This is a genomic window from Nonomuraea sp. B5E05, assembly GCF_039880665.1.
In the GTDB taxonomy this organism is placed as follows: domain Bacteria; phylum Actinomycetota; class Actinomycetes; order Streptosporangiales; family Streptosporangiaceae; genus Nonomuraea.
This window is the reverse complement of sequence record NZ_JBDPMJ010000055.1, coordinates 1-20259: the sequence shown is the minus strand read 5'-3', so window position 1 is coordinate 20259 and position 20259 is coordinate 1. Positions and strand designations below refer to the sequence as shown.

Annotated in this window: 17 protein-coding genes; 9 read left to right on the top strand and 8 right to left on the bottom strand. The window is 72.6% G+C overall.

Features of this window, described 5'->3' with window-relative positions; translation table 11 throughout:
• Positions 1-126: 126 nt before the first annotated feature.
• The 3 genes from ABGB01_RS44825 to ABGB01_RS44815 form a co-directional block, all read right to left on the bottom strand.
• Positions 127-570 (bottom strand): ATP-binding cassette domain-containing protein, encoded by a 444-nt coding sequence (locus tag ABGB01_RS44825; RefSeq protein ID WP_347780352.1) that lies wholly within the window; start codon positions 568-570, stop codon positions 127-129.
• Positions 571-1161: a PadR family transcriptional regulator gene (locus tag ABGB01_RS44820; protein ID WP_347780350.1), complete on the bottom strand. Its 591-nt coding sequence runs from the start codon at positions 1159-1161 to the stop codon at positions 571-573. It abuts the gene before it with no gap.
• Between the two features lie 84 nt (positions 1162-1245).
• A complete protein-coding gene (locus ABGB01_RS44815) occupies positions 1246-1842 on the bottom strand; it encodes a TetR/AcrR family transcriptional regulator (protein ID WP_347780348.1) in 597 nt (198 codons plus the stop codon).
• Positions 1843-1903: 61 nt separating this feature from the next.
• Here ABGB01_RS44815 and ABGB01_RS44810 point away from each other — a divergent pair, with 61 nt between their 5' ends.
• From ABGB01_RS44810 to ABGB01_RS44785, 6 genes are all read left to right on the top strand, one after another.
• Positions 1904-3472: a carboxyl transferase domain-containing protein gene (locus tag ABGB01_RS44810; protein ID WP_347780346.1), complete on the top strand. Its 1569-nt coding sequence runs from the start codon at positions 1904-1906 to the stop codon at positions 3470-3472.
• Positions 3473-3561: 89 nt separating this feature from the next.
• Positions 3562-5673 carry a biotin carboxylase N-terminal domain-containing protein gene (locus ABGB01_RS44805; protein ID WP_347780353.1) on the top strand — a complete coding sequence of 704 codons (2112 nt, stop codon included), beginning with the start codon at positions 3562-3564 and terminating at the stop codon, positions 5671-5673.
• Positions 5673-6578 (top strand): hydroxymethylglutaryl-CoA lyase, encoded by a 906-nt coding sequence (locus tag ABGB01_RS44800; RefSeq protein WP_347780344.1) that lies wholly within the window; start codon positions 5673-5675, stop codon positions 6576-6578. Before ABGB01_RS44805 ends, ABGB01_RS44800 begins: the two co-directional genes overlap by 1 nt.
• A 2-nt stretch (positions 6579-6580) precedes the next feature.
• Complete coding sequence (locus tag ABGB01_RS44795; RefSeq protein WP_347780342.1) at positions 6581-7717, top strand: acyl-CoA dehydrogenase family protein; 1137 nt, start codon at positions 6581-6583, stop codon at positions 7715-7717.
• Between the two features lie 41 nt (positions 7718-7758).
• Positions 7759-8193: a GNAT family N-acetyltransferase gene (locus ABGB01_RS44790; RefSeq protein WP_347618320.1), complete on the top strand. Its 435-nt coding sequence runs from the start codon at positions 7759-7761 to the stop codon at positions 8191-8193.
• Positions 8194-8303: 110 nt separating this feature from the next.
• Complete coding sequence (locus ABGB01_RS44785) at positions 8304-11387, top strand: AAA family ATPase (protein WP_347780340.1); 3084 nt, start codon at positions 8304-8306, stop codon at positions 11385-11387.
• A gap of 228 nt (positions 11388-11615) precedes the next feature.
• On the opposite strand, the gene ABGB01_RS44780 is transcribed toward ABGB01_RS44785, so the two are convergent.
• The 4 genes from ABGB01_RS44780 to ABGB01_RS44765 form a co-directional block, all read right to left on the bottom strand.
• Positions 11616-14234: a hypothetical protein gene (locus ABGB01_RS44780; protein WP_347780338.1), complete on the bottom strand. Its 2619-nt coding sequence runs from the start codon at positions 14232-14234 to the stop codon at positions 11616-11618.
• Positions 14235-14316: 82 nt separating this feature from the next.
• Positions 14317-15258, bottom strand: coding sequence for a PfkB family carbohydrate kinase (locus ABGB01_RS44775; RefSeq protein ID WP_347780337.1), 942 nt, complete (start codon positions 15256-15258; stop codon positions 14317-14319).
• Positions 15243-16169: a pseudouridine-5'-phosphate glycosidase gene (locus ABGB01_RS44770; protein WP_347780336.1), complete on the bottom strand. Its 927-nt coding sequence runs from the start codon at positions 16167-16169 to the stop codon at positions 15243-15245. Before ABGB01_RS44770 ends, ABGB01_RS44775 begins: the two co-directional genes overlap by 16 nt.
• A 107-nt stretch (positions 16170-16276) precedes the next feature.
• Entirely contained in the window at positions 16277-17395 is a 1119-nt protein-coding gene (locus ABGB01_RS44765) for a putative sulfate exporter family transporter (protein ID WP_347780335.1), read from the bottom strand.
• Positions 17396-17465: 70 nt separating this feature from the next.
• Here ABGB01_RS44765 and ABGB01_RS44760 point away from each other — a divergent pair, with 70 nt between their 5' ends.
• Together ABGB01_RS44760 and ABGB01_RS44755 are read left to right on the top strand one after the other, a co-directional pair.
• Positions 17466-18356, top strand: a complete 891-nt coding sequence (locus ABGB01_RS44760; protein WP_347780334.1) for a LysR family transcriptional regulator — start codon at positions 17466-17468, stop codon at positions 18354-18356.
• Positions 18357-18405: 49 nt separating this feature from the next.
• A complete protein-coding gene (locus ABGB01_RS44755) occupies positions 18406-19911 on the top strand; it encodes an NAD(P)/FAD-dependent oxidoreductase (RefSeq protein ID WP_347780332.1) in 1506 nt (501 codons plus the stop codon).
• Positions 19912-20006: 95 nt separating this feature from the next.
• On the opposite strand, the gene ABGB01_RS44750 is transcribed toward ABGB01_RS44755, so the two are convergent.
• A complete protein-coding gene (locus tag ABGB01_RS44750; RefSeq protein ID WP_347780331.1) occupies positions 20007-20156 on the bottom strand; it encodes an Arc family DNA-binding protein in 150 nt (49 codons plus the stop codon).
• A gap of 37 nt (positions 20157-20193) precedes the next feature.
• Between ABGB01_RS44750 and ABGB01_RS44745 the strand changes: the two genes are divergently transcribed.
• A partial coding sequence (locus ABGB01_RS44745; protein WP_347779225.1) for a helix-turn-helix domain-containing protein occupies positions 20194-20259 on the top strand: 66 nt, incomplete at its 3' end.

Genomic DNA, 20259 nt, shown 5'->3' with positions numbered 1-20259 from the left:
TCATCCGCCTGGATGCCTGGTGGACCGGCACTCCTATCCGCGGCACCCGCAACTCTCACCTGGAGCGACTCGGAGCCAGCCTTGGCCTGGCGGCATGAACCCAACCCAATCGGCCAACAGAGTCGTTTACGAGGGGGAGGATGTCAAGCCTCCGGAGAACGTCATCACCTTGGCGTCCTTGCGGTCCCACAGCGCGACCATCTCCATCACCTGCCGGATCCGGTCGCCGACCAGGCTCTTCGGCACGCCGTACAGTTCGGCGTGGAAGCGCAGGTTCTGTTCGGCGCTCAGGTAGCCGTCGAGGGTGGGGTCCTGGAAGACCAGGCCGATGTTCCTGCGCACCTCGTCACGTTCCCGCACCACGTCGTGCCCCGCGACCGTGGCGCCGCCGCCGGTCGGGTTCACCAGCGTGCAGAGCATGCTGATGGTGGTGGTCTTGCCGGCGCCGTTGGGGCCGAGGAAGCCGAACACCTCGCCGGGACGCACCTCGAAGTCCACGCCTTTGACGGCGTCGACCTTGCCGTACGACTTGCGCAACCCCCGCACGGCCACCGCCGCGTTCTCGTCCATTCAGCCCTCCGCGAGAATCTGGAAGACGGACCTGCGGGTCTGCTTGATCAGCTTCTTGGCCTCCGCCACCTGCCGGTCGCTGCCCGTCCTGGCCAGGTGGGAGAAGGCCTCGCTGAGCTGGGCCCAGAGCAGGCGCAACTCGTGATGGCCGGTCGGCACGCTGCGGGCGACCTCCTCCCACGGTGCCTCGCCGGCGTGCCGGGCCGCCTGCGCGCGCCCCTGCTCGGTCACCCGGTACGTACGGCTCCCGCCCGCTTCGTCCGCCACCACCAGCCCCTCGTCCTCGAGTTGCTGGAGCGCCGGGTAGACCGATCCAGGGCTGGGCCGCCACACGCCGCGGCTACGCTCCTCGATGTCCTGGATCAGCTGGTAGCCGTTCTGCGGCCCTTCATGGAGGAGGGCGAGCAGGGCCGCCCTGACGTCACCCCTGCGGACCCTCGGCGGAGGCGTCTCCCACCCCGGCCCCGCGCCGGGCGGTGGCGGTGGCGGTGACGGTGACGGTGACGGTGGGCCGGGTGGGAAGGCGCCGGGCCCGGGTGTCCCTGGTGGGGGCACGGGCGGCGGCGCATTCCAGAAGTCGTTCTCGCGCATGCTGCCTCCAACCTATCGAGATATCGTGACGATATATCTAGATAGTTGGCATGGGCAAGGGTATGTCCGGAAGGCCGGAGATAGTTAGCGAGCGTTAACGGAGGCCTCGATCGCGGACCTCGCCATCGCGTGCAGCAGCGGCCGCATGTCCTGCGCGGGCAGCTCGCCGGCGCTGTGCGGCGTCGAGTTGAGCAGCCCGAAGACGGCGTGCGTCGCCGCGCGCAGGCGCGCGGCCGGGCAGGCGGGGTGCAGCTCGGCCAGCACGGTCACCCACTCCTCGACGTAGAGGCGCTGCAGCCGCCTGATCTGCCGGCGCGCCGGCTCGGGCACGTTGCCCAGCTCCCTGTCGTGCACGGTGATCAGGGCCGGCTGCTCGATCGCGAACGTGATCTGCACGTTGAGCAGCGCGTCCAGCGTCTCCGCAGGGCCAGGGGAGGAGGTGACGACCGCGACGGCCGACTCGCGCAGCCGCGAGCTGACGTCGAGCAGCATCTCCGACAGCAGCGCGTCCTTGCCGCTGAAGTGCCGGTAGAGCGCGGGCCCCGAGATGCCGACCGCGCCCCCGATGTCCTCGATCGAGACCCCGTGGAAGCCGCGGGCGGCGAACAGCCGGGCCGCCGCCTCCAGGATCTCCGCGCGCCGGTTGCCGCGATTGCGGGTAGGTGGAGAGACGGTGCTCACGTCTCACATGCTAGACGATTACGTTAATGATGACTAACATCCCAGCCATGGGAGGGGACTCATGAACGAGTGGCCGGTGCTGAAGTCGGCGGCCGAGCCCGGCGCGGAGGCGTACAAACGACATGCCGAGCACAACGAGCGGCTCGCCGCCGAACTGCTCGAACGGCTCGCGGCGGCGGCGCTCGGCGGCCCCGAGCGGTCGCGGCGGCGCCACGTCGAGCGAGGCAAGCTGCTGCCGCGCGACCGCGTCGACGGCCTGCTCGACCCCGGCTCCCGTTTCCTGGAGCTGTCGCCGCTGGCCGCGGGCGGTCTCTACGACGACCAGGCCCCCGCGGCGGGCATCATCACCGGCGTCGGCAGGGTCTCCGGGCGCGAGTGCGTGGTCGTCGCCAACGACGCCACCGTCAAGGGCGGCACCTACTACCCGGTCACCGTCAAGAAGCACCTGCGCGCGCAGGAGGTGGCGCTGCACAACCGCCTGCCCTGCGTCTACCTCGTCGACTCCGGCGGGGCGTTCCTGCCCAGGCAGGACGAGGTGTTCCCCGACCGGGAGCATTTCGGGCGCATCTTCTACAACCAGGCCACGATGTCCGCCCGCGGCATCCCGCAGATCGCCGCCGTGCTCGGCTCGTGCACGGCGGGCGGCGCCTACGTGCCCGCGATGAGCGACGAGGCGGTCATCGTCCGCGGCCAGGGCACGATCTTCCTGGGCGGCCCGCCCCTGGTGAAGGCGGCCACCGGCGAGGAGGTCACGGCCGAGGAGCTCGGCGGCGGCGACCTGCACGCCCGCGTCAGCGGCGTCACCGACCACCTCGCCGAGGACGACGCGCACGCGCTGGCCATCGTCCGCGACATCGTCTCCACGCTGGCGCCGCGCGCCGAGCGGCCGTGGACGACGGTCAAACCGGAGCCACCCCGGTACGACCCGCGCGACCTGTACGGCATCGTGCCCGCCGACACCCGCCAGCCCTACGACGTGCGCGAGGTGATCGCCAGGATCGTCGACGGGTCGCGTTTCCTGGAGTTCAAGGCCGAGTACGGCTCGACGCTCGTCACCGGGTTCGCCCACCTCCACGGGCATCCTGTGGGCATCGTGGCCAACAACGGCATTCTGTTCGGCGAGTCCGCCATGAAGGGCGCCCACTTCATCGAGCTGTGCGACCAGCGGCGGATCCCCCTGGTCTTCCTCCAGAACATCAGCGGCTTCATGGTCGGCAAGGCGTACGAAGCGGGCGGCATCGCCAAGCACGGGGCCAAGATGGTCACGGCCGTCTCGTGCGCCCGGGTGCCCAAGTTCACCGTGGTGATCGGCGGGTCGTTCGGGGCGGGCAACTACGCCATGGCCGGTCGGGCGTACTCACCCAGGTTCCTGTGGATGTGGCCGAACGCCCGCATCTCGGTCATGGGCGGCGAGCAGGCCGCGAACGTGCTCACCACCGTGGGCGACGCCGATCCCGACGCGATCAGGGCCCAGTACGAGCACCAGGGCAACCCGTACTACTCCACGGCCAGGCTCTGGGACGACGGCGTGATCGACCCGGTCGACACGCGCACGGTCCTGGGCCTGGCGCTGTCCGCGGCGGCCAACGCGCCGCTCGAGCCCGCCGGTTACGGCGTCTTCAGGATGTGAGCGAGGTGAAGGAAACCGTGCGAAGCACCGGACGGCAGGCGAGTTCCCCGCGCGGAGAAGGCGTGCGAAGCACCGAGCCGCCGGGGGGCATGCGGGGGGCGAACCGCCCGCAAGGGGGCTTCACGAGCGTGCTGATCGCCAACAGGGGCGAGATCGCCGTGCGGATCGCCCGCACGCTGCGCGGGCTCGGCATCACGTCGGTCGCCGTGTACGCGCCGTCCGACGTGGGGGCCAAGCACACCCTCGAAGCAGACATCGCCCTTGAGGTGCCGACATATCTTGATATTGAGGCCATTGTCGCGGCGGCTCGCGATTCAGGGGCGCAAGCCGTACATCCTGGTTATGGGTTTCTCGCGGAGAACGCCGCGTTCGCGCGGCGCTGCGCCGAGGCCGGGCTCGTGTTCGTCGGCCCGCCCGCCGACGCCGTTGACGCGATGGGCGACAAGATCCGGGCCAAGGCCACGGTGGCGGCCGCGGGCGTGCCCGTGGTGCCCGGCCGGGCCGAGCCCGCCTCCCTGGAGGACTGGAACGACTTCCCCGCCCTGATCAAGCCGTCCGCGGGCGGCGGCGGCAAGGGCATGGTCCTCGTACGGTCGGCGGCCGAGCTGCCTGAGGCGATCGCGTCGGCCCGGCGTACGGCAGTGGCGGCCTTCGGCGACGGCACGCTGCTGATCGAGCGCTACGTCGAGAACCCGCGGCACATCGAGATCCAGATCATGGCCGACACGCACGGAAACGTCGTGCACCTGGGCGAGCGCGAGTGCAGCCTCCAGCGCAGGCACCAGAAGATCATCGAAGAGGCGCCCTCGCCCTTCGTCAGCCAGGAGACGCGCGCCCGCATGGGAGCGGCCGCGGCGGAGGCCGCGCGCGCGGTCGGCTACGTCGGGGCGGGCACGGTCGAGTTCATCGTGGACGGCACCACCGGGGCCTACCACTTCATGGAGATGAACACCCGTCTCCAGGTCGAGCACCCGGTGACCGAGCTGGTCACGGGGCTGGACCTGGTCGAGTTGCAGCTGCGGGTGGCGGCGGGCGAGCTCCTGCCGTTCGGGCAGGACGACGTACGGCTCACCGGCCACGCCGTCGAGGCGCGCGTCTACGCCGAGGACCCGGCCCGCGGCTTCCTGCCCAGCGGCGGCCGCGTCCTGGCGCTCCGCGAACCCGGCGACCCGGCTCCCGGCGAGACCGCGACGGCGTCGCCACGCGGCGGGGCGGTCGTGCGGGTCGACTCCGGGCTGGTCGAAGGAGCGGCCGTGGGCACCGCGTTCGACCCGATGTTGTCCAAGGTCATCGCCTGGGCCCCCGACCGGGCGACGGCGCTGGCCGTGCTCGACCGGGCGCTCGCCAGGACGGCCGTGCTCGGCGTGGTCACCAACATCCCGTTCCTGCGCGCGCTCGCCGCCCACCCGGCCGTCACGGCCGGCGAACTGGACACCGGCCTGGTCGAGCGCGTGCTCCCCGACCTCGTCCCCGCCACGCGGGTGCCCGACGAGGTGCTCGCCGCGGCCGGGCTCGTCTTCCACGCCATGCCCCAGGGCGACGACCCGTGGGACATCACGGACGGGTGGCGGGCCGGCGAACCGGCGTGGACGACCTGGCGGCTGGAGTCGCGGGACGGCGTGCACGCGGTCCAGGTCCTCGGGCTGCCCCGCGAATCGGCCGAAGTCCGGATCGACGGCGACGCCGTGGCGGCGCGCATCCGGATCGACGAGACGCCGGCCGGCGCCCTCCCCGGGCTTTCCGGAGGCGCGCGGCTGCACGTCACCGTCGGCGGCCGTACCGAGCGCTATCTCTGCGCGCGCGACGCCGACACGCTCTGGCTCGGCAGGGACGGCGCCTCGTGGGCGCTCACCAGGCACCTCATCGGCGACCCGGGAGACCGGCCGGGCGCCACGGCGGCCGGCGACGGCGCGGTGCGCAGCCCCATGCCCGGCACCGTGCTGGTGGTCAAGGCCCAGCCCGGCGAGCGGGTCAGCGAGGGGCAGCCGCTGCTCATCGTGGAGGCCATGAAGATGGAGCACACGGTCACCGCCCCGCACGACGGCACCGTGGCCGAGCTGGCCGTGCAGGCGGGCCAGCCGGTCGACATGGACGCCGTCCTCGCCGTGATCCGCCGTGAGCCCGAGGTCAGCGATGGAGCGGCGGCATCAAAGGCGAGCGAGCATGCCGAACGGAGTGAGGCCATGGACAGGGAGGTGTGATGCCGTACCCGATGGAAGGTCTTCCGCACCAGGTCACGATCTACGAGGTCGGTCCCCGTGACGGGCTGCAGAACGAGTCCGCCGTCGTGCCCGTCGAGGTCAAGGCCGAGTTCATCCACCGTCTCGCCGACGCGGGGCACAAGGTGATCGAGGCGACCAGCTTCGTGCACCCGGACTGGGTGCCGCAGCTGGCCGACGCCGGGGAGCTGTTCGCCAGGGTGCACAGGAAGCCGGGAGTGCGCTATCCCGTGCTGGTTCCCAACCTGCGCGGCCTCGACCGGGCGCTCGAACTCCAGGCCGACGAGATCGCCGTCTTCGCCAGCGCCACCGAGACGTTCGCCGCGAAAAACCTCAACCGCAGCCTGGAGAGCCAGTTCGACATGTTCGAGCCGGTCGTGGCCCGGGCACTCGACAACGGGCTGAAGGTGCGCGCCTACGTGTCGATGTGCTTCGGCGATCCCTGGGAAGGGCCGACGCCGGTCAAGCAGGTGGTCGCGGTCGGGGAGCGGCTGCTCGGGCTCGGCTGCCACGAGCTGTCGCTCGGCGACACCATCGGTGTCGGCACGCCCGGCCACGTCACCGCCCTGATCAACGCGTTCCGCACGCCCGAGCGGCTCGCCGTGCACTTCCACGACACGTACGGGCAGGCGCTCAGCAACACCCTCGCCGCGCTCGAAGCCGGCGTGACCACCGTCGACGCCTCGACCGGAGGCATCGGCGGGTGCCCCTACGCCGGGTCCGCCACCGGCAACCTCGCCACCGAAGACCTCGTGTGGATGTTGCAGGGACTCGGCATCGAGACCGGGCTCGACCTGGGCAAGCTCGTGTCCACCAGCGTCTGGCTGGCGGAGCTGCTCGGCCGGCCCAGCCCATCCCGCGTCGTACAGGCGCTTTCGAAAGGGTGACCATGCTCAAGGACGAGTACGAAGAGCTCCGCAAAACCGTCGAGGCGTTCGCGCGCGACGTGGTCGCGCCGGTGATCGGCGACTACTACGAGCGCGAGGAGTTCCCGTACGACATCGTGCGGCAGATGGGCGCCATGGGGCTGTTCGGACTGCCGTTCCCCGAGGAGTACGCCGGCATGGGCGGCGACTACTTCGCGCTCTGCGTGGCGCTGGAGGAGCTGGCCCGCGTCGACTCCAGCGTGGCCATCACCCTGGAGGCCGCGGTGTCGCTGGGCGCCATGCCGATCTTCAGGTTCGGCACAGAGGAACAGCGTGAGACCTGGCTGCCCAGGCTGGCCGCCGGCGAGATGCTGGGAGCGTTCGGCCTGACCGAGCCCGGCGGCGGCACCGACGTGCCCGGCGGCATGCGCACCACGGCCGTGCTCGACGGCGACGCGTGGGTGATCAACGGGACGAAGGCGTTCATCACCAACGCCGGTACCGACATCACCGGCGTCGTCGGCGTGGCCGCGCTCACCGGCGAGCGGGAGATCTCCACGATCCTGGTGCCGAGCGGCACGCCCGGGTTCACGGTGTCGAAGAAGTACTCCAAGGTCGGCTGGAACGCCTCCGACACGCGCGAGCTGTCGTTCACCGACTGCCGCGTCCCCGCCGCCAACCTGCTCGGCGAGCGCGGCCGTGGCTACGCCCAGTTCCTGCAGACGCTTGACGAGGGCCGCATCGCGATCGCCGCGCTCAGCGTCGGGCTGGCGCAGGGGTGCGTCGACGAGTGCCTGAAGTACGTCAGGGACAGGAAGGCGTTCGGCCACCCGATCGGCCACTACCAGGCCATCCAGTTCAAGATCGCCGACATGGAGGTCCGCGCGCACACCGCCCGCCTGGCCTACCACCACGCCGCCGAGAAGATGCTGGCCGGTGAGCCGTTCAAGAAGGAGGCCGCGATCGCCAAGCTGGTCTCGTCCAACGCGGCCATGGACAACGCGCGCGACGCGACGCAGATCTTCGGCGGGTACGGGTTCATGAACGAGTTCCCCGTCGGGCGCTTCTACCGCGATGCCAAGATCCTGGAGATCGGGGAGGGCACCAGCGAGGTTCAGCGCATGCTCATCGCCCGCCAGCTGGGCCTGAGCGATCTCTGAGGTTTGCATCAGGAACGTGCGACGATCTAGTGTCGTCAGTCATGACGGCTGACGATCTTCTGATCAGAAGGGCGGAGAAGGCCGACGCGGACGCGGTGTTCGCGCTGGCGCGTGAGTTCGGCCTGACCTTCAGGCCCGAGCGCGAGGCCTTCGACTCCGCGCTGCCCGAGCTGCTGGCGAACAAGGACGCCCTGCTGCTCGCGGCCGTCGTGAACGGGCGGGTCCAGGGTTACCTGCTGGGGTTCGTGCACCTCACGCTGTTCGCCAACGGTCCCGTGGCCTGGGTCGAGGAGGCCATGGTCGGGTCCGGTTCGCGCCGGCAGGGCATCGGGCGGGCACTGCTGGAGGAGTTCGAGAAGTGGGCCCGCTCGCGCGAGGCGGGCTACGTGGCCATGGCGACCCGGCGGGCGCCGGAGTTCTACCACGCGCTCGGCTACGAAGCATCGGCCACCTTCTTCCGCAAGGTCCTGCGCTGAGCCCGGGCTCCCGCGAGGTCCTGAGCCGCGTCCGCGAGATTGTGCGCTGAGCCTGGGACGACGTCACCCGCGGGCGCGTTCTGTCGGCGCCGGATGGCATCCTTGGGGACGTGAGCATCCACGCCGTGAGCCCCTTGTTCGTCGGGCGTGCCCGTGAGTTCGCCGCTCTCGGCGACGCGCTGGTCACGGCGCGGGCCGGGGCGTCGGCCACGGTGCTCGTCGGCGGCGAGGCCGGCGTCGGCAAGACGCGACTGATCAACGAGTTCACCGGCCGGGCCGGCGACGCCATGGTGCTCGTCGGCGGGTGCCTGGAGCTGGGCACGGAGGGCCTGCCGTTCGCGCCGTTCACCGCCGTGCTGCGCGGGCTCGTGCGCGAGCTGGGCCGTGACGGGGTCGCGGCGCTCGTCCCCGGCGGCACCACGCGCGGGCTGGCGCGGCTGCTGCCGGAGTTCGGCGAGCCCGACAGGGACGGGCCGCAGGCCAGGGCGCGCCTGTTCGAGCAGATGCTCGGCCTGCTCGAACGGCTGGCGGACGAGCGTCCCGTGCTGCTGGTCGTGGAGGACGCGCACTGGGCCGACCGCTCCACCCGCGACCTGCTGTCGTTCCTCGTCCGCTATCAGCGCACCGCGGCCCGCCTGCTCATCGTCGTCTCCTACCGCTCCGACGAGCTGCACCGCACCCACCCGCTGCGCCCTCTCATCGCCGAGCTGGGCAGGATCGAGTGGGTGCGCCGGATCGAGCTGCGCAGGCTCACCCGCAGGGAGGCCGTCGAGCAGGCGGCCGGCATCCTCGACCGCGCGCCGTCCGCCGCCGACATGGATGTGATCTACGCGCGCAGCGAGGGGAACCCGCTGTTCGTCGAGGCGCTGCTGAGCGACGAGAGCGGGGGTCACGCGCTGCCCGAGTCGCTGCGCGACCTGCTGCTGGCCGGCGTCGAGCGGCTGCCCGACGAGACGCAGGAGCTGCTGCGGGTGGCCAGCGCCGGCGGGCAGCGCATCGAGCACGACCTGCTGAGCGCCGTCGCCGGGCTTGACGAGAGCGCGCTCTCCGGCGCGCTGCGGCCGGCGGTGGCGGGCAACGTCCTGGTCGTCGACGGCGAGGGCTACTCCTTCCGGCACGCGCTCATCCGCGAGGCGCTCCACGACGACCTCCTCCCCGGCGAGCACACCCGCCTGCACACCCGCTACGCCGAGGCGCTGGAGCGCGACCTGTCGATCCTGCCCGCCCCGCGTGGCGCGATCGAGCTGGCCCACCACTGGCACTCCGCCCACGACTCCACGTGGGCGCTGGTCAGCGCCTGGCACGCGGCCGCCGCGGCCCGCAAGTCCGCCGCCTACGACGAGCAGCTCAGGATGTTGTCCAGGGTGCTCGAGCTGTGGGACCAGGTGCCCGACGCGGCCGAGCGCATCGGCGCCGTCCGCGTCCGCGTGCTGCGGCAGACGGCCACGGTCGCCCACCTGGCCGGCGAATACGAGCGCAGCATCGCCCTGGCCGGCGCCGCCCTGGCCGAGCTCGACCACGACACCGACCCGATCGACTCGGCCCACGCGCTGCGCCAGCGCGGCCTGACCCGCTACGACCTGGGCCGCCCCGGCTACATCGACGATCTCCGCCAGGCGGCCGCGCTGGTCCCCTCGCACGAGCCCAGCAAGGTGCGCGCCCAGGTCCTGGAGAGCCTTTCGCGCATGCTCCACCGGCCCCAGGACATCCCGGAGCGGCTGGCCACCGCCCAGCTCGCCAGGCAGATCGCCCACGAGGTCGGCGACGCCAACGTCGAGGCCCACGCGCTGATCGACTACGCCTGGGCCCGTTGGGGCTACTCCGAGATCGAGGACCAGCTCGGGGCCTTCGGGGAGGCCCGCGGCATCGCCTCGGGCGGAGGGGCGTACAACGCGCTGATGCGCTGCGCGATCTCCGAGTCCGACGCGCTGGAGGGCGCGGGCCGGCACGAGCGGGCCGCACAGGTCGCCCGCGAGGGCGTGGCCGAAGCCGGCCACTACGGCCTGGCCCGCACGTCCGGCACGTTCCTGTCGATCAACCTGGCCGAGCCGCTGGTGTCGCTCGGGCGGTGGGACGAAGCGCTGCAAGTGATCGAGCACGCACTCGATCTCTCGCCGCCCGCCCCCTACCGCGCCAGCCTGCAGGGGTTCGCCGCCGACATCGCGCTGGCGCGGGGCGACCACGACAGGGCCGAGACGCTGCTGAGCTCGGTGCGGAGGGTGCTGTCACGCGGAGTCCACCGCGACCAGGTGCTGCTTCCTCATCTGCGCAGGGAGATAGGGCTGCTCGAGGCGCGCGGGCGGATCGAGGAGGCGATGGAGGCGGCGGGGCGAGCGCTGCAGGAGCGCGACCTGCTGGCCAGCCCGCGATATTCGTGGCCCGTGCTGGTGGCCTTCGCCCGGCTCTTCGCCTCCGTCGCGGCGCACGTTCCCGTCGGAGGTCCCGGCGCGCCGGCGCGACCCGGGGCGCCCTTACTGCCGCGGCTTCGTGCGCTGGCGCAGGAGCTCGAGGTCCACGGGGCACTCCAGCAGGCGCACCGGCTCACGTTCACCGCGCTGACCGGCCCTCACTTCCCGTCGGCTGCGACGGTGCCCGGTGGGGAGCAGCGGCTCCCCACCGGGGCGGACGGGGACGTGGCGACGTCCAGGGCGCCGCTCGGCAAGGTGACGGTGCCGGACGAGGAGGCGGTGTCGGACGCGGCGACGCCGCTGGAGGTCGCCGCCGACCCGGCCGCCTGGCAGCTCGAGGCGTGGGACGCGGCGGCGCGGGCGTGGGCCGGGCTGCGGCAGCCGTACGCCGAGGCCTGGTGTCTGATGAGCGCGGCCCAGGCCGCGCTCGCGTGCGGCGACCGGCAGGAGGCCGCGGCGAGGCTGGCACGATCGAGGGAGCTCGCCGAGCAGCTCGGCGCCGGGCCGCTGATGGAGCAGATCGACGTCTTCGGCCGCAGATCCAGGCTCGCGGGGCCGGACGCGGCGGGCGAAGGAAACCCGATGGGGCTGACGGCTCGCGAGCTGGAGGTGCTCCAGGAGGTGACCAAGGGCCGTAGCAACAGGGAGATCGCGCAGGCGTTGTTCATCTCGGTCAAGACGGTGAGCGTGCACGTCTCCAACATCCTGGCCAAGCTCGGCGTCGCCACCCGGGGCGAGGCCGCGGCCACGGCCCACCGCCTGCGCCTCTTCGACATTCCGACGTGAGTCGTGCTGTCCGGCCTGGCCGGGCCGGACAGCTCCAGCCCGCTATGGGCTCGTCGCCGGCTCACATGGTTCCGCGCCGGCGGGTCCGCGGGTCATCGGATGGCCGAAGGTGTGCGGTGGGTGGCGGGGCCACGTGCCACGGGTCAGGCGAAAAGCGCTTGACCGGGCGGCGAGGGGGGTGCCACTGGTTGTGACGGGCGTTCGCCGGGTGGCAGGCGGGGGGTGTGGTCAGCCGGTCAGCTGGGCCTCGAGGCGGTAGCCGTCCACGGTGACGTACACCTGGTCACCGGGCCGGGCGTTCAAGCGCATGAGCACCGGCTGCAGGGAGTCGAAGACCGGCTGGTGGCCCTGCCACACCAGCACGATGGCGTTGTCGCCAGGGCCCGTCACCGACAGCAGCGTGCCGGGGCGCATGCCGAGCTGGGCCGCGTACCCCTCAGGCACCGGCACCGGGCCGCCCCTGAGGTGTTCCGGAGTGACCTCGATGCGCTGCCAGCGGCGCGGGTCGGAGGACGGGCCCGGCAGCGGCGGGGGCGGCGTGGACGGGGCGCCTGCCAGGCCGCCGGGCAACTTTCCTGAGCGGCTTCCCGACAGGGCCGACAACGTGGCCAGGGCGGCGGAAGGGTCGATGGAGCTCGCGTTCACCGTCGGAATGGGCTGGCCGCCCCGGTGGTGGCCGTTGGCGCCGGGCGTGCGGCGGGGGAGAGGCTGGGCGGGCGCCTGCGCCGCGGCCGGGTCAGGGACCGTCTCAGCGGGGAGGGCGTCGAGCCAGGCCTTGGCCGAGTGGGCGCGGATGCCCAGCTCGGCCATCAGCTCCACGACGTCGGCGTCGGGCGGGCTGGAGGCCAGGAGCTGCCGCGTACGGCTCTGGAGACCTTGGATGTCGCCCACCACCAGCCAGCCGTCCTGGAGACGGCGGTCGGGCATGAGCGTCACCAGCACGCGCCAGAGCGGGGTGCGCAGCGACGGGACGGTCACCGGGTGGGCCGGGTCGGCGCCGATGAGCTGGTCCTCGGTGGCCGCCGCGCCGAGCCACTCGGTCAGCCGGAACATGTGGCCGGTGACGGGCGCGGACTCGGAGGAGCGCAGCCAGTGCAGGACGCGTTCTTCCGCGGTGCGCTGGGCCTGCGAGAGCGCGTCCCTGTCGACCAGCAGCTTGTGGGCGAGCGTACGCAGGCTGACCGGGTCCTCGGCGAACAGCCGGTGCACGGCCACCGCCAGCTCCATCTTGTCCAGGTTGCGGAACAGGCTGTCCACGACCCGCACCATCGGATGGTCGGTGTCAGAGGACGCCGGGCCGGACGGCGGCGCGCCGGGAACAGGCGCCGCGTAGGCGGGCGCGCCTTTGGCGCCGTCAGGGCCAGGGACGGCGGGCATCGAGCCGGTGTGCGGGCCGGAGTTGGGGACGGCGGGCATGGAGCCGGTGTGCGGGCCTGATCCGCGCACGGCGGGCATCGAGCCTGTTTGGGGACCGGAGCCGGGCATGCCGGGGAGCGAGCCGGTGTCCTGGCGCCCGGGCGCCGCGCCTCCGGGACGCTGCGGAAGGCGTTCGGACTGGCCGCCGGGGGCCGGGCGCTGGGGAAGGCCCTCGCCCGCCGGGCCCTGGCGCGGGCCGCCGCCCTGAGGCTGGGCCGGGAGCGACCCCGTCTGGCGGCCGTCCGGTTGCGCGGGGAAGGATCCGCTCTGCGGGCCGGCCGGGCGGTCGGACGGCTGGGCGGGGAAGGAGCCCGACTGGCTCTGCCGGCCGCTCTCCGGCTGCGCGGTGAACGACCCTGTCTGGCGGCCTTCCGCCGGCGAAGGCGACGAACCCGGCTGGCGGCCTTCCGGCTGCGCGGGAAGTGGGCCGGTCTGGCGGCTCTCCTGTTGCGCCGGGAAGGAACCGCTCTGCGGGCCGGGCCTGCGATCCGGCGGCTGGGCGGCGAAGGTGCCCGTCTGCGGTTGGGAGTGCCCCTCGGCCGGGCTGGCGAAGGGCCCTGTGGACGGCGGCTGCGCGCCGGCGTCGGGTTTGGAGGCGCTCTGGGCGACGAACATCCCGGTCTGAGGGGGCGCCGAGGGAACGGCGCTCTCCTGCGGACCGGGCTGCGCGCCGGCAGGCTGGGAGCCCGCGGGCTGAGGCGGGCCGGACTGGCCGGCCCCCGGCTGCTGAGGTGCGCCGGACTGCGCAGCCGCAGGCTGCGGTGCTCCGGGCTGGGGGCCTGCGGGTTGTGGTGTGCCGGGCCGGGCGCCTTCGGGTTGTGGGGCTCCCGGGTGGGGGCTTGCGGGTTGTGGTGTGCCGGGCTGGGCGGCGGCCTGGGGCTGCGGTACGCCCTCCGGCTGGGCGGGGAAGGAGCCGGTGCCCCTGGACGAGAGACCGGCGGCCGCGCCGACATGGAGCGGGCGGGTCACCTCGGGATGGTTCGCCCGCGCCGCGACCACCGGCTCGCGCTGGGCCGGGATGCGGCCGAGGATCTCGCGGAAGACCGAACCGACCACCACTTCAGGTGTGGCCGACGGGGTGCTCAGGTCGCTGGGGGACAACCGGCGCAGCCGCTGCCAGCCGCCGAGGCCGGTGATCGCCGTCCGGGTGGCCTCGGGCCAGCCCGGCAGCGCCGGGTCGATGTGGTGCACCGTCAGCGCGGGCAGCAGGTCGCACAGCGGCAGGTGATCCCAGCGGGAGGTCGCCAGCCGGGCCAGCCGCTCGCAGATCCAGTCGAGGCCCGCCGTGCCGAGCGCCTTCGACAGCGCCAGGGAGGACCACCACCCGGCGGGCAGGCGCGGGTCGCCGAGCGCCTCGGCCACCTGCTGCGGACGGCTCCAGCGCAGCGCAGGGACTAGGTCGCTCAGGCAGATCGATGACTCGACATCCATCGGCGGACCTTATCCTCCCGAGTGAGCCGCATGGTGCTGTCCGTAATGATGTGGCTAATGGTGCAGCCTACGCGGCAAGCTATCAATCAGTGTGAATAGGGTAAAGACGGTTCAGATCCAAACCGTACCGTGGTCGGCCGCCCACGTGGGCCACACATTCGGCCCCCGCGCGGCAACCGGCCTCCAGAGCGGCCCCTTCCCCGGCACCGTCCAAAGCCGCCGCGAGGAAGCCCGCGGCGAACGCGTCACCTGCCCCGGTCGAGTCGACGACCGCGGCGGGCACGCCCGCCGCCGTCGCGACCACTGCACCGTCCACGGCGGCCAGCGCCCCCTCCGCTCCCAGCTTCACGACCGCTGTGCCGTACGTCTCACTCAAGAGTACGGCGGCACGCTCCGCCGTTGGGGCACCACTGAGAATCAGGGCCTCGTCAAGATTCGGGATGATCAGGCTGGCAGCGGCGGTTTCCTGGATGAACCGTTCGACGCCGAAGCCGCGCAGCGGCCCTGTGGAGGCCGGGTCGATGCTGATCGCGACGCCTCTGGCCGCCGCCTCCGCCATGGCGCGCCTGGCCAGCAGCAGCCCGCCCTCGGCGAAGAGGATGTATCCCGACAGATGGAGCCGGCCGACGCCGTCGAGCAGGGCGGGGTCCCAGTCGGCGTCCGAGATCAGGCCGCCGGCGCCGCGGTTGGTGAGCATCGAGCGCTCACCGCTCTTGTCCACCATCGCGATCACGACCGCGGTCGGATGTTCGGAGTCCACGGAGAAGTGCGGGCGTACGCCTGTCTTGACAAGCTCGGTCGTGTGCCACTCGCTGCTGTCGTACCCCAGCTTGGCCAGCAGCCGCGCGTCGGCGCCCAGGCAGGCGGCCCAGGCGGCGGTGTTCGCGCCGGAACCTCCGGGACGGAGCACGATGTCGGCGGCCGTGTCGGCGCCCGTCATGACCGGTGAACCATGCAACGCCACCACATCGGTGACGACGTCGCCGATGATCAGGAGAGCGTTGTCCATCACGGTCTCGCCCATGCGAGGGCGATCTGGGCGGCGAGTGCGGTGTTGCCGCGCACGGCGGCCAGGTTGGCCTCCAGGGAGGCGCCGCCGGTGCCGTCCACGAGATAGCCGAGCAGGAACGGGGTGATGGCCTGCCCCTTGACCCCCTCACGCTCGGCGGCGGCCAGCGCCTCGGCGAGCACGCGGTCGTGCAGTTCGGGATCGAGCTGGCGGTCCTCGGGCACCGGGTTGGCCACGATCAGCGCGCTCTCCTGGCCGCCGAGAGCGTCCTGGCCGCGCATGATGGCCGCGGCCTCGGCGGGCGACTCGATGCGCCAGTCGATCGGCTGGCCGGAGGAGTGCAGGTAGAAGCCGGGGAAGGTGTCCGTACGGTAGCCCGCCACCGCCACGGCCCTGGTCTCCAGGCGCTGGAGCGTCGCGGGCACGTCGAGGATCGACTTCACGCCGGCGCAGACGATGGTGATGCGCGTACGGGCGAGCGTGTCGAGGTCGGCGGACTCGTCCTGGTCCTCGGTCCAGCCCCGGTGCACGCCGCCCAGGCCCCCGGTGGCGAAGATCCGGATCCCGGCGCGGGCGGCGAGGAACGACGTGGCCGACACGGTGGTCGCGCCGCTCGCCTTCAGCGCCGCCGCCACGGGCAGATCCCGCTGTCCCAGCTTGCGCAGGCCGGACTCCGTCGCGACGCGCTCCAGCTCCACCTCGTTGAGCCCGATGCGCGGCACGCCGTCGAGCACGGCGATCGTGGCCGGCACGGCGCCGGCGGCGCGGACGATCCCCTCCAGCTCGCGCGCCACCTCGAGGTTGCGCGGTTGCGGCAGCCCATGGGAGATGATCGTGGACTCCAGTGCGACGACAGGCGCGCCGCCGGCCAGGGCCTCGGCGACCTCGCTGGACGGCTGAAGAACGGAGTCGGTGGCGCTGCGCATGGTGAGTTTCGTACTCCCTGAGTAATCCTGACCGGCATACCCTGAACGGGGTAGTTTACGGTATTTGTTCCGAGCGGAGCGCGGCGCTGCGGCCGTCCATCCGAGGATCACACGACAAGCGCCACTCCGGCCAGTGAGACGGCGGCGATGACCGCCGTGGCGATGCCTCCGAGCAGGATGACTCGTCCGCCTTTGACTAGTTTTCGCAGGTCGATGCCGGTGCCCAGGCCGAACAGGGCGGCCGCCATCAGCACCCCGGTGATCTGCGGGATCAGGTCCGTCACCGCCGCCGGCACCTGCCCGGTGCTGCGCAGGGCGACCATCACCAGGAACGCCACCACGAACAGCGGCACGACCGGAGGGCGGGGTCCGGTGTCCCGGGTGCGGCCGGAGAACAGGGCCACCATGGGGGCGAGGAGGAGCACGCGGCCCAGCTTGACCGTCACGGCGGTGGCTAGGACCCCCGAGGCGGCGCCGATCGCCGCCACCTGGGCGACCTCGTGCACGGCCGCCCCCGTCCACACCGCGAGTTGTGCGGGCGACAGGTCCATGAGAGAGGCCAGGAGGGGGATCGCGACGATGGCGGCGGTGCCGTACAGGACGACGACGCCGAGCGCGCCGGCGGCGTCGTCATCGTCGGAGGTGTCCGTGCTCTCGTGCATGGCGGCGATCGCGGCGGCGCCGCAGATGGACACGCCGGTCGCGACGAGGAGCGACGCGCCGGGCGTGAGGCCGAGCCCGCGCCCGATCCACGGCGTCACCGCGAACGTCGCCCCGGTCGCCACCACCACGACGGCGAGCGTCTGCCAGCCGAGGGCGAGCACCTGAGGCAGCGCGATCTGCAGGCCGAGCAGCGCGACCGCGACCCGCAGGACCCGCCTGGAGACGAACGCCAGCCCCGGCTTCAACCGTTCGCCGACCCCGGCCACGTTGGCCAGCGCCGCCCCGGAGGCCACCGCGATCACCGCGGGACTGAGCGCCGGCAAGAACCGGTTGGCGGCCAGCGCGAACACCACCGCGAGCGCGGCCAGGGCGACACCCGGCCAGGTCGCGGCGAGGAAGGGCGGGCCGTTACGGCGCATCCGCGCCCAGGCGAGGCGGAGAGTTCGGGGTCCCGGCGTGGTGGAGCGGCGAGCCCGCGACCCCGCTGTGGCGGTGTCGTGAGCCCGCGGCTGCGGCCCCGATGGGTGGCGGGCGGCAGCGGGCGAGCCGTCGGTGGGGGACATGGTCTCAGTGTTCTGAGCGGGTGACACGGCCGGTAGGCGCGAGCTGACTGGGAGCCCATAGCCTGGAGCTATGAGTGCATTGCCCGATCTCGCCTCCTTGAAGCTGCTGGTCGATGTCGGCGTGCTGGGCAGCCTCGGGCAGGCGGCCAAGGCCGCGGGCATCGCCCAGCCATCGGCGAGCAAGCGTGTCGCCCACCTCGAACGCCGCCTGGGCCTGCCCCTGGTCGAGCGCACACCGCGCGGGTCCACGCTCACCGCGGAGGGCAGGATGGTGGCGGGCTGGGCCGCCCAGGTGCTGGCCGCCGCCGAAGAGCTGATGCGCGCCGTGCAGGCCGTACGGCACGGAGAGGCGGCGCATCTGCGGGTGGCGTCCAGCATGACCGTGGCCGAGTATCTCGTGCCGAGGTGGCTCGGTGAGCTGCAGAACCGGGAGCCGGACGTGCCGGTCGGGCTCGACGTGGTCAACTCCGCCGACGTCGCGGCCCGGGTGCTGGCCGAGGACGTGGAGCTGGGGTTCGTCGAGGGGCCGAGCGTGCCCGAGGGGCTGGACAGCCGGGTCGTGGGCACCGACAGGCTGGTGGTCGTGGTGGCGCCCGGCCACCCGTGGGCGAGGCGCCGCACGGTGCTGAGGGGCGCGGAGCTGGCCGCGACACCGCTGGTGGTGCGGGAGCCGGGCTCGGGGACGCGGGAGACGCTGGACGTGGCGTTCAGGGGCCTGCACCAGGCCAGCCCGCGGCTGGAGCTGGGGTCGAACGCGGCGGTCAAGGGAGCCGCGCAGGCGGGAGCGGCGCCCGCGGTGCTCAGCGGCTACGCGGTGGAGGCCGACGTGGCGACCGGGCGGCTGGTGGAGGTGCCGCTGGCCGGGGTGAACCTGGTCAGGAGTCTGCGGGCGGTATGGCGTCGCGGCCGTCCCCTCACCGGCCCTGCCGCGAACCTGCTCGCCATCGCCAGCCGTCCGTGACCGTTCAGGGCGTTGACGGATGGTGTGGTTTGCACCTTATGGTGCGTGGATGGGCGCTTATGACGTGATCGTAGCCGGCGGCGGGCACAACGGGCTGGTCGCCGCGGCGTACCTGGCCCGGGCGGGACGGCGGGTGCTCGTCCTGGAGCGGTACGGCCACGTGGGCGGCCTGGCGATCTCCACCCGGGCCTTCCCCGGCGTGGACGTGCGCCTGTCGCGCTACTCCTACCTCGTCAGCCTCCTGCCCCGCGAGATCGTCCGCGACCTGGGGCTCGACCTGGAGCTGCGGCGCCGCCGCCACGCCTCCTACACGCCGAGCGGCGGCACGGGCCTGCTCGTCGACAACGAGGACGCGGCACGTACGGCGGCCTCGTTCCGCGCCGTCACCGGAGGCGAGGCCGACCACGAGGCCTGGCGGGACTTCTACGGCATGACCGCGCGGGTCGCCCGCGCCCTCGCCCCCACCCTGCTCGAACCCCTGCGCACGCCGGCCGAGATCGAGCGGCTGGTCGGCGCGCAGGCGTGGCGGGACCTGTTCGCCAGGCCGATCGGCGAGACCGTGGACGAACGTTTCGCCGACGACACCGTACGCGGCGTCGTGCTCACCGACGCGCTCATCGGGACGTTCGCCGACACCGCCACCGACCTGTCGGCCAACCGGTGCTTCCTCTACCACGTGATCGGCGACGGCACCGGCGACTGGAACGTCCCCGTCGGGGGCATGGGCGCGGTCTCGGGGGCGCTGGAGGCGGCGGCCAGGCGGGCCGGCGCCGAGATCAGGACCGGCGCGGAGATCGTCGGGATCTCGCCGTCCGGGGAGGTCGCGTTCGTGACGGAGGACGGCGAGCACACGGTGAACGGCGGGCACGTGCTGGTCAACCTGCCGCCCGCGGTGCTCGACCGGCTGATGGGCCGGCCGGCGGAGGTGCCCGAGGGAGCGCAGCTGAAGGTCAACATGGTGTTGTCGCGGTTGCCCCGGCTGAAGGACGCGCAGGTGGATCCGCGCGCCGCCTTCAGCGGGACGTTCCACATCAACGAGGGACGCGACCAGCTCGCCAGGGCCTACGCCCAGGCGGCCCGAGGGGAGATCCCGGAGCTGCCGCCCGCCGAGGTCTACTGCCACTCCCTGACCGATCCGTCCATCCTCGGCCCCGAGCTCAGGGGCAGGGCTGAGACGATGACGCTGTTCGGGCTGCACATGCCCGCCAGGCTTTTTCGGAAAAATCCGGATCAAGCCCGGAAGCAGGCGCTGGAGGCCACCTTCGCCTCCGTCAACGCCGTCCTGGCCGAACCCCTGGAGGACTGCCTGCTCAAGGCCCCCGACGGCACCCCGTGCGTCGAGGCCAAGACGCCCGTCGATCTCGAGAAGGACGCGGGGCTTCCGGGCGGCCACATCTTCCACACCGACCTGAGCTGGCCGTACGCCGAAGAGGGCGGCTGGGGCGTGGAGACCGAGCACGAGCGCGTTCTCGTGTGCGGCGCGAGCGCCCGCAGGGGCGGCGGCGTGAGCGGGATCGGCGGCCACAACGCCGCCATGGCCCTGCTCGGCCGCTGATCGCCGCTACCGGGTTCGTCCGCAGTGCTCCGGCCTTCAGGCCGGGGGTGAAGCGGACTCTCCCGCGTAGCGGGGCAGGGAACGACGAATCGCCGTCAAGGCGATTCGTGGTGCGCCTCGTCGGCGGCGAGCGCGATCTCAAGCAGGTGCACGATCTGAGAGTTCAGGGATCGCCGTTCGGCCTCGGCGCGGGCGGCCACCCGGGCGTGGACGTCGTCGGCCAGCCGGAGCGTCATCCGCATCATGACACCATCGTAGTGTCATATCGGATAGGATCGTACCGTGCAGCTCCGGTACAACTTCCGCCTCTACCCGACCGCCGGTCAGCGTCAAGCGCTGGCGCGGGCG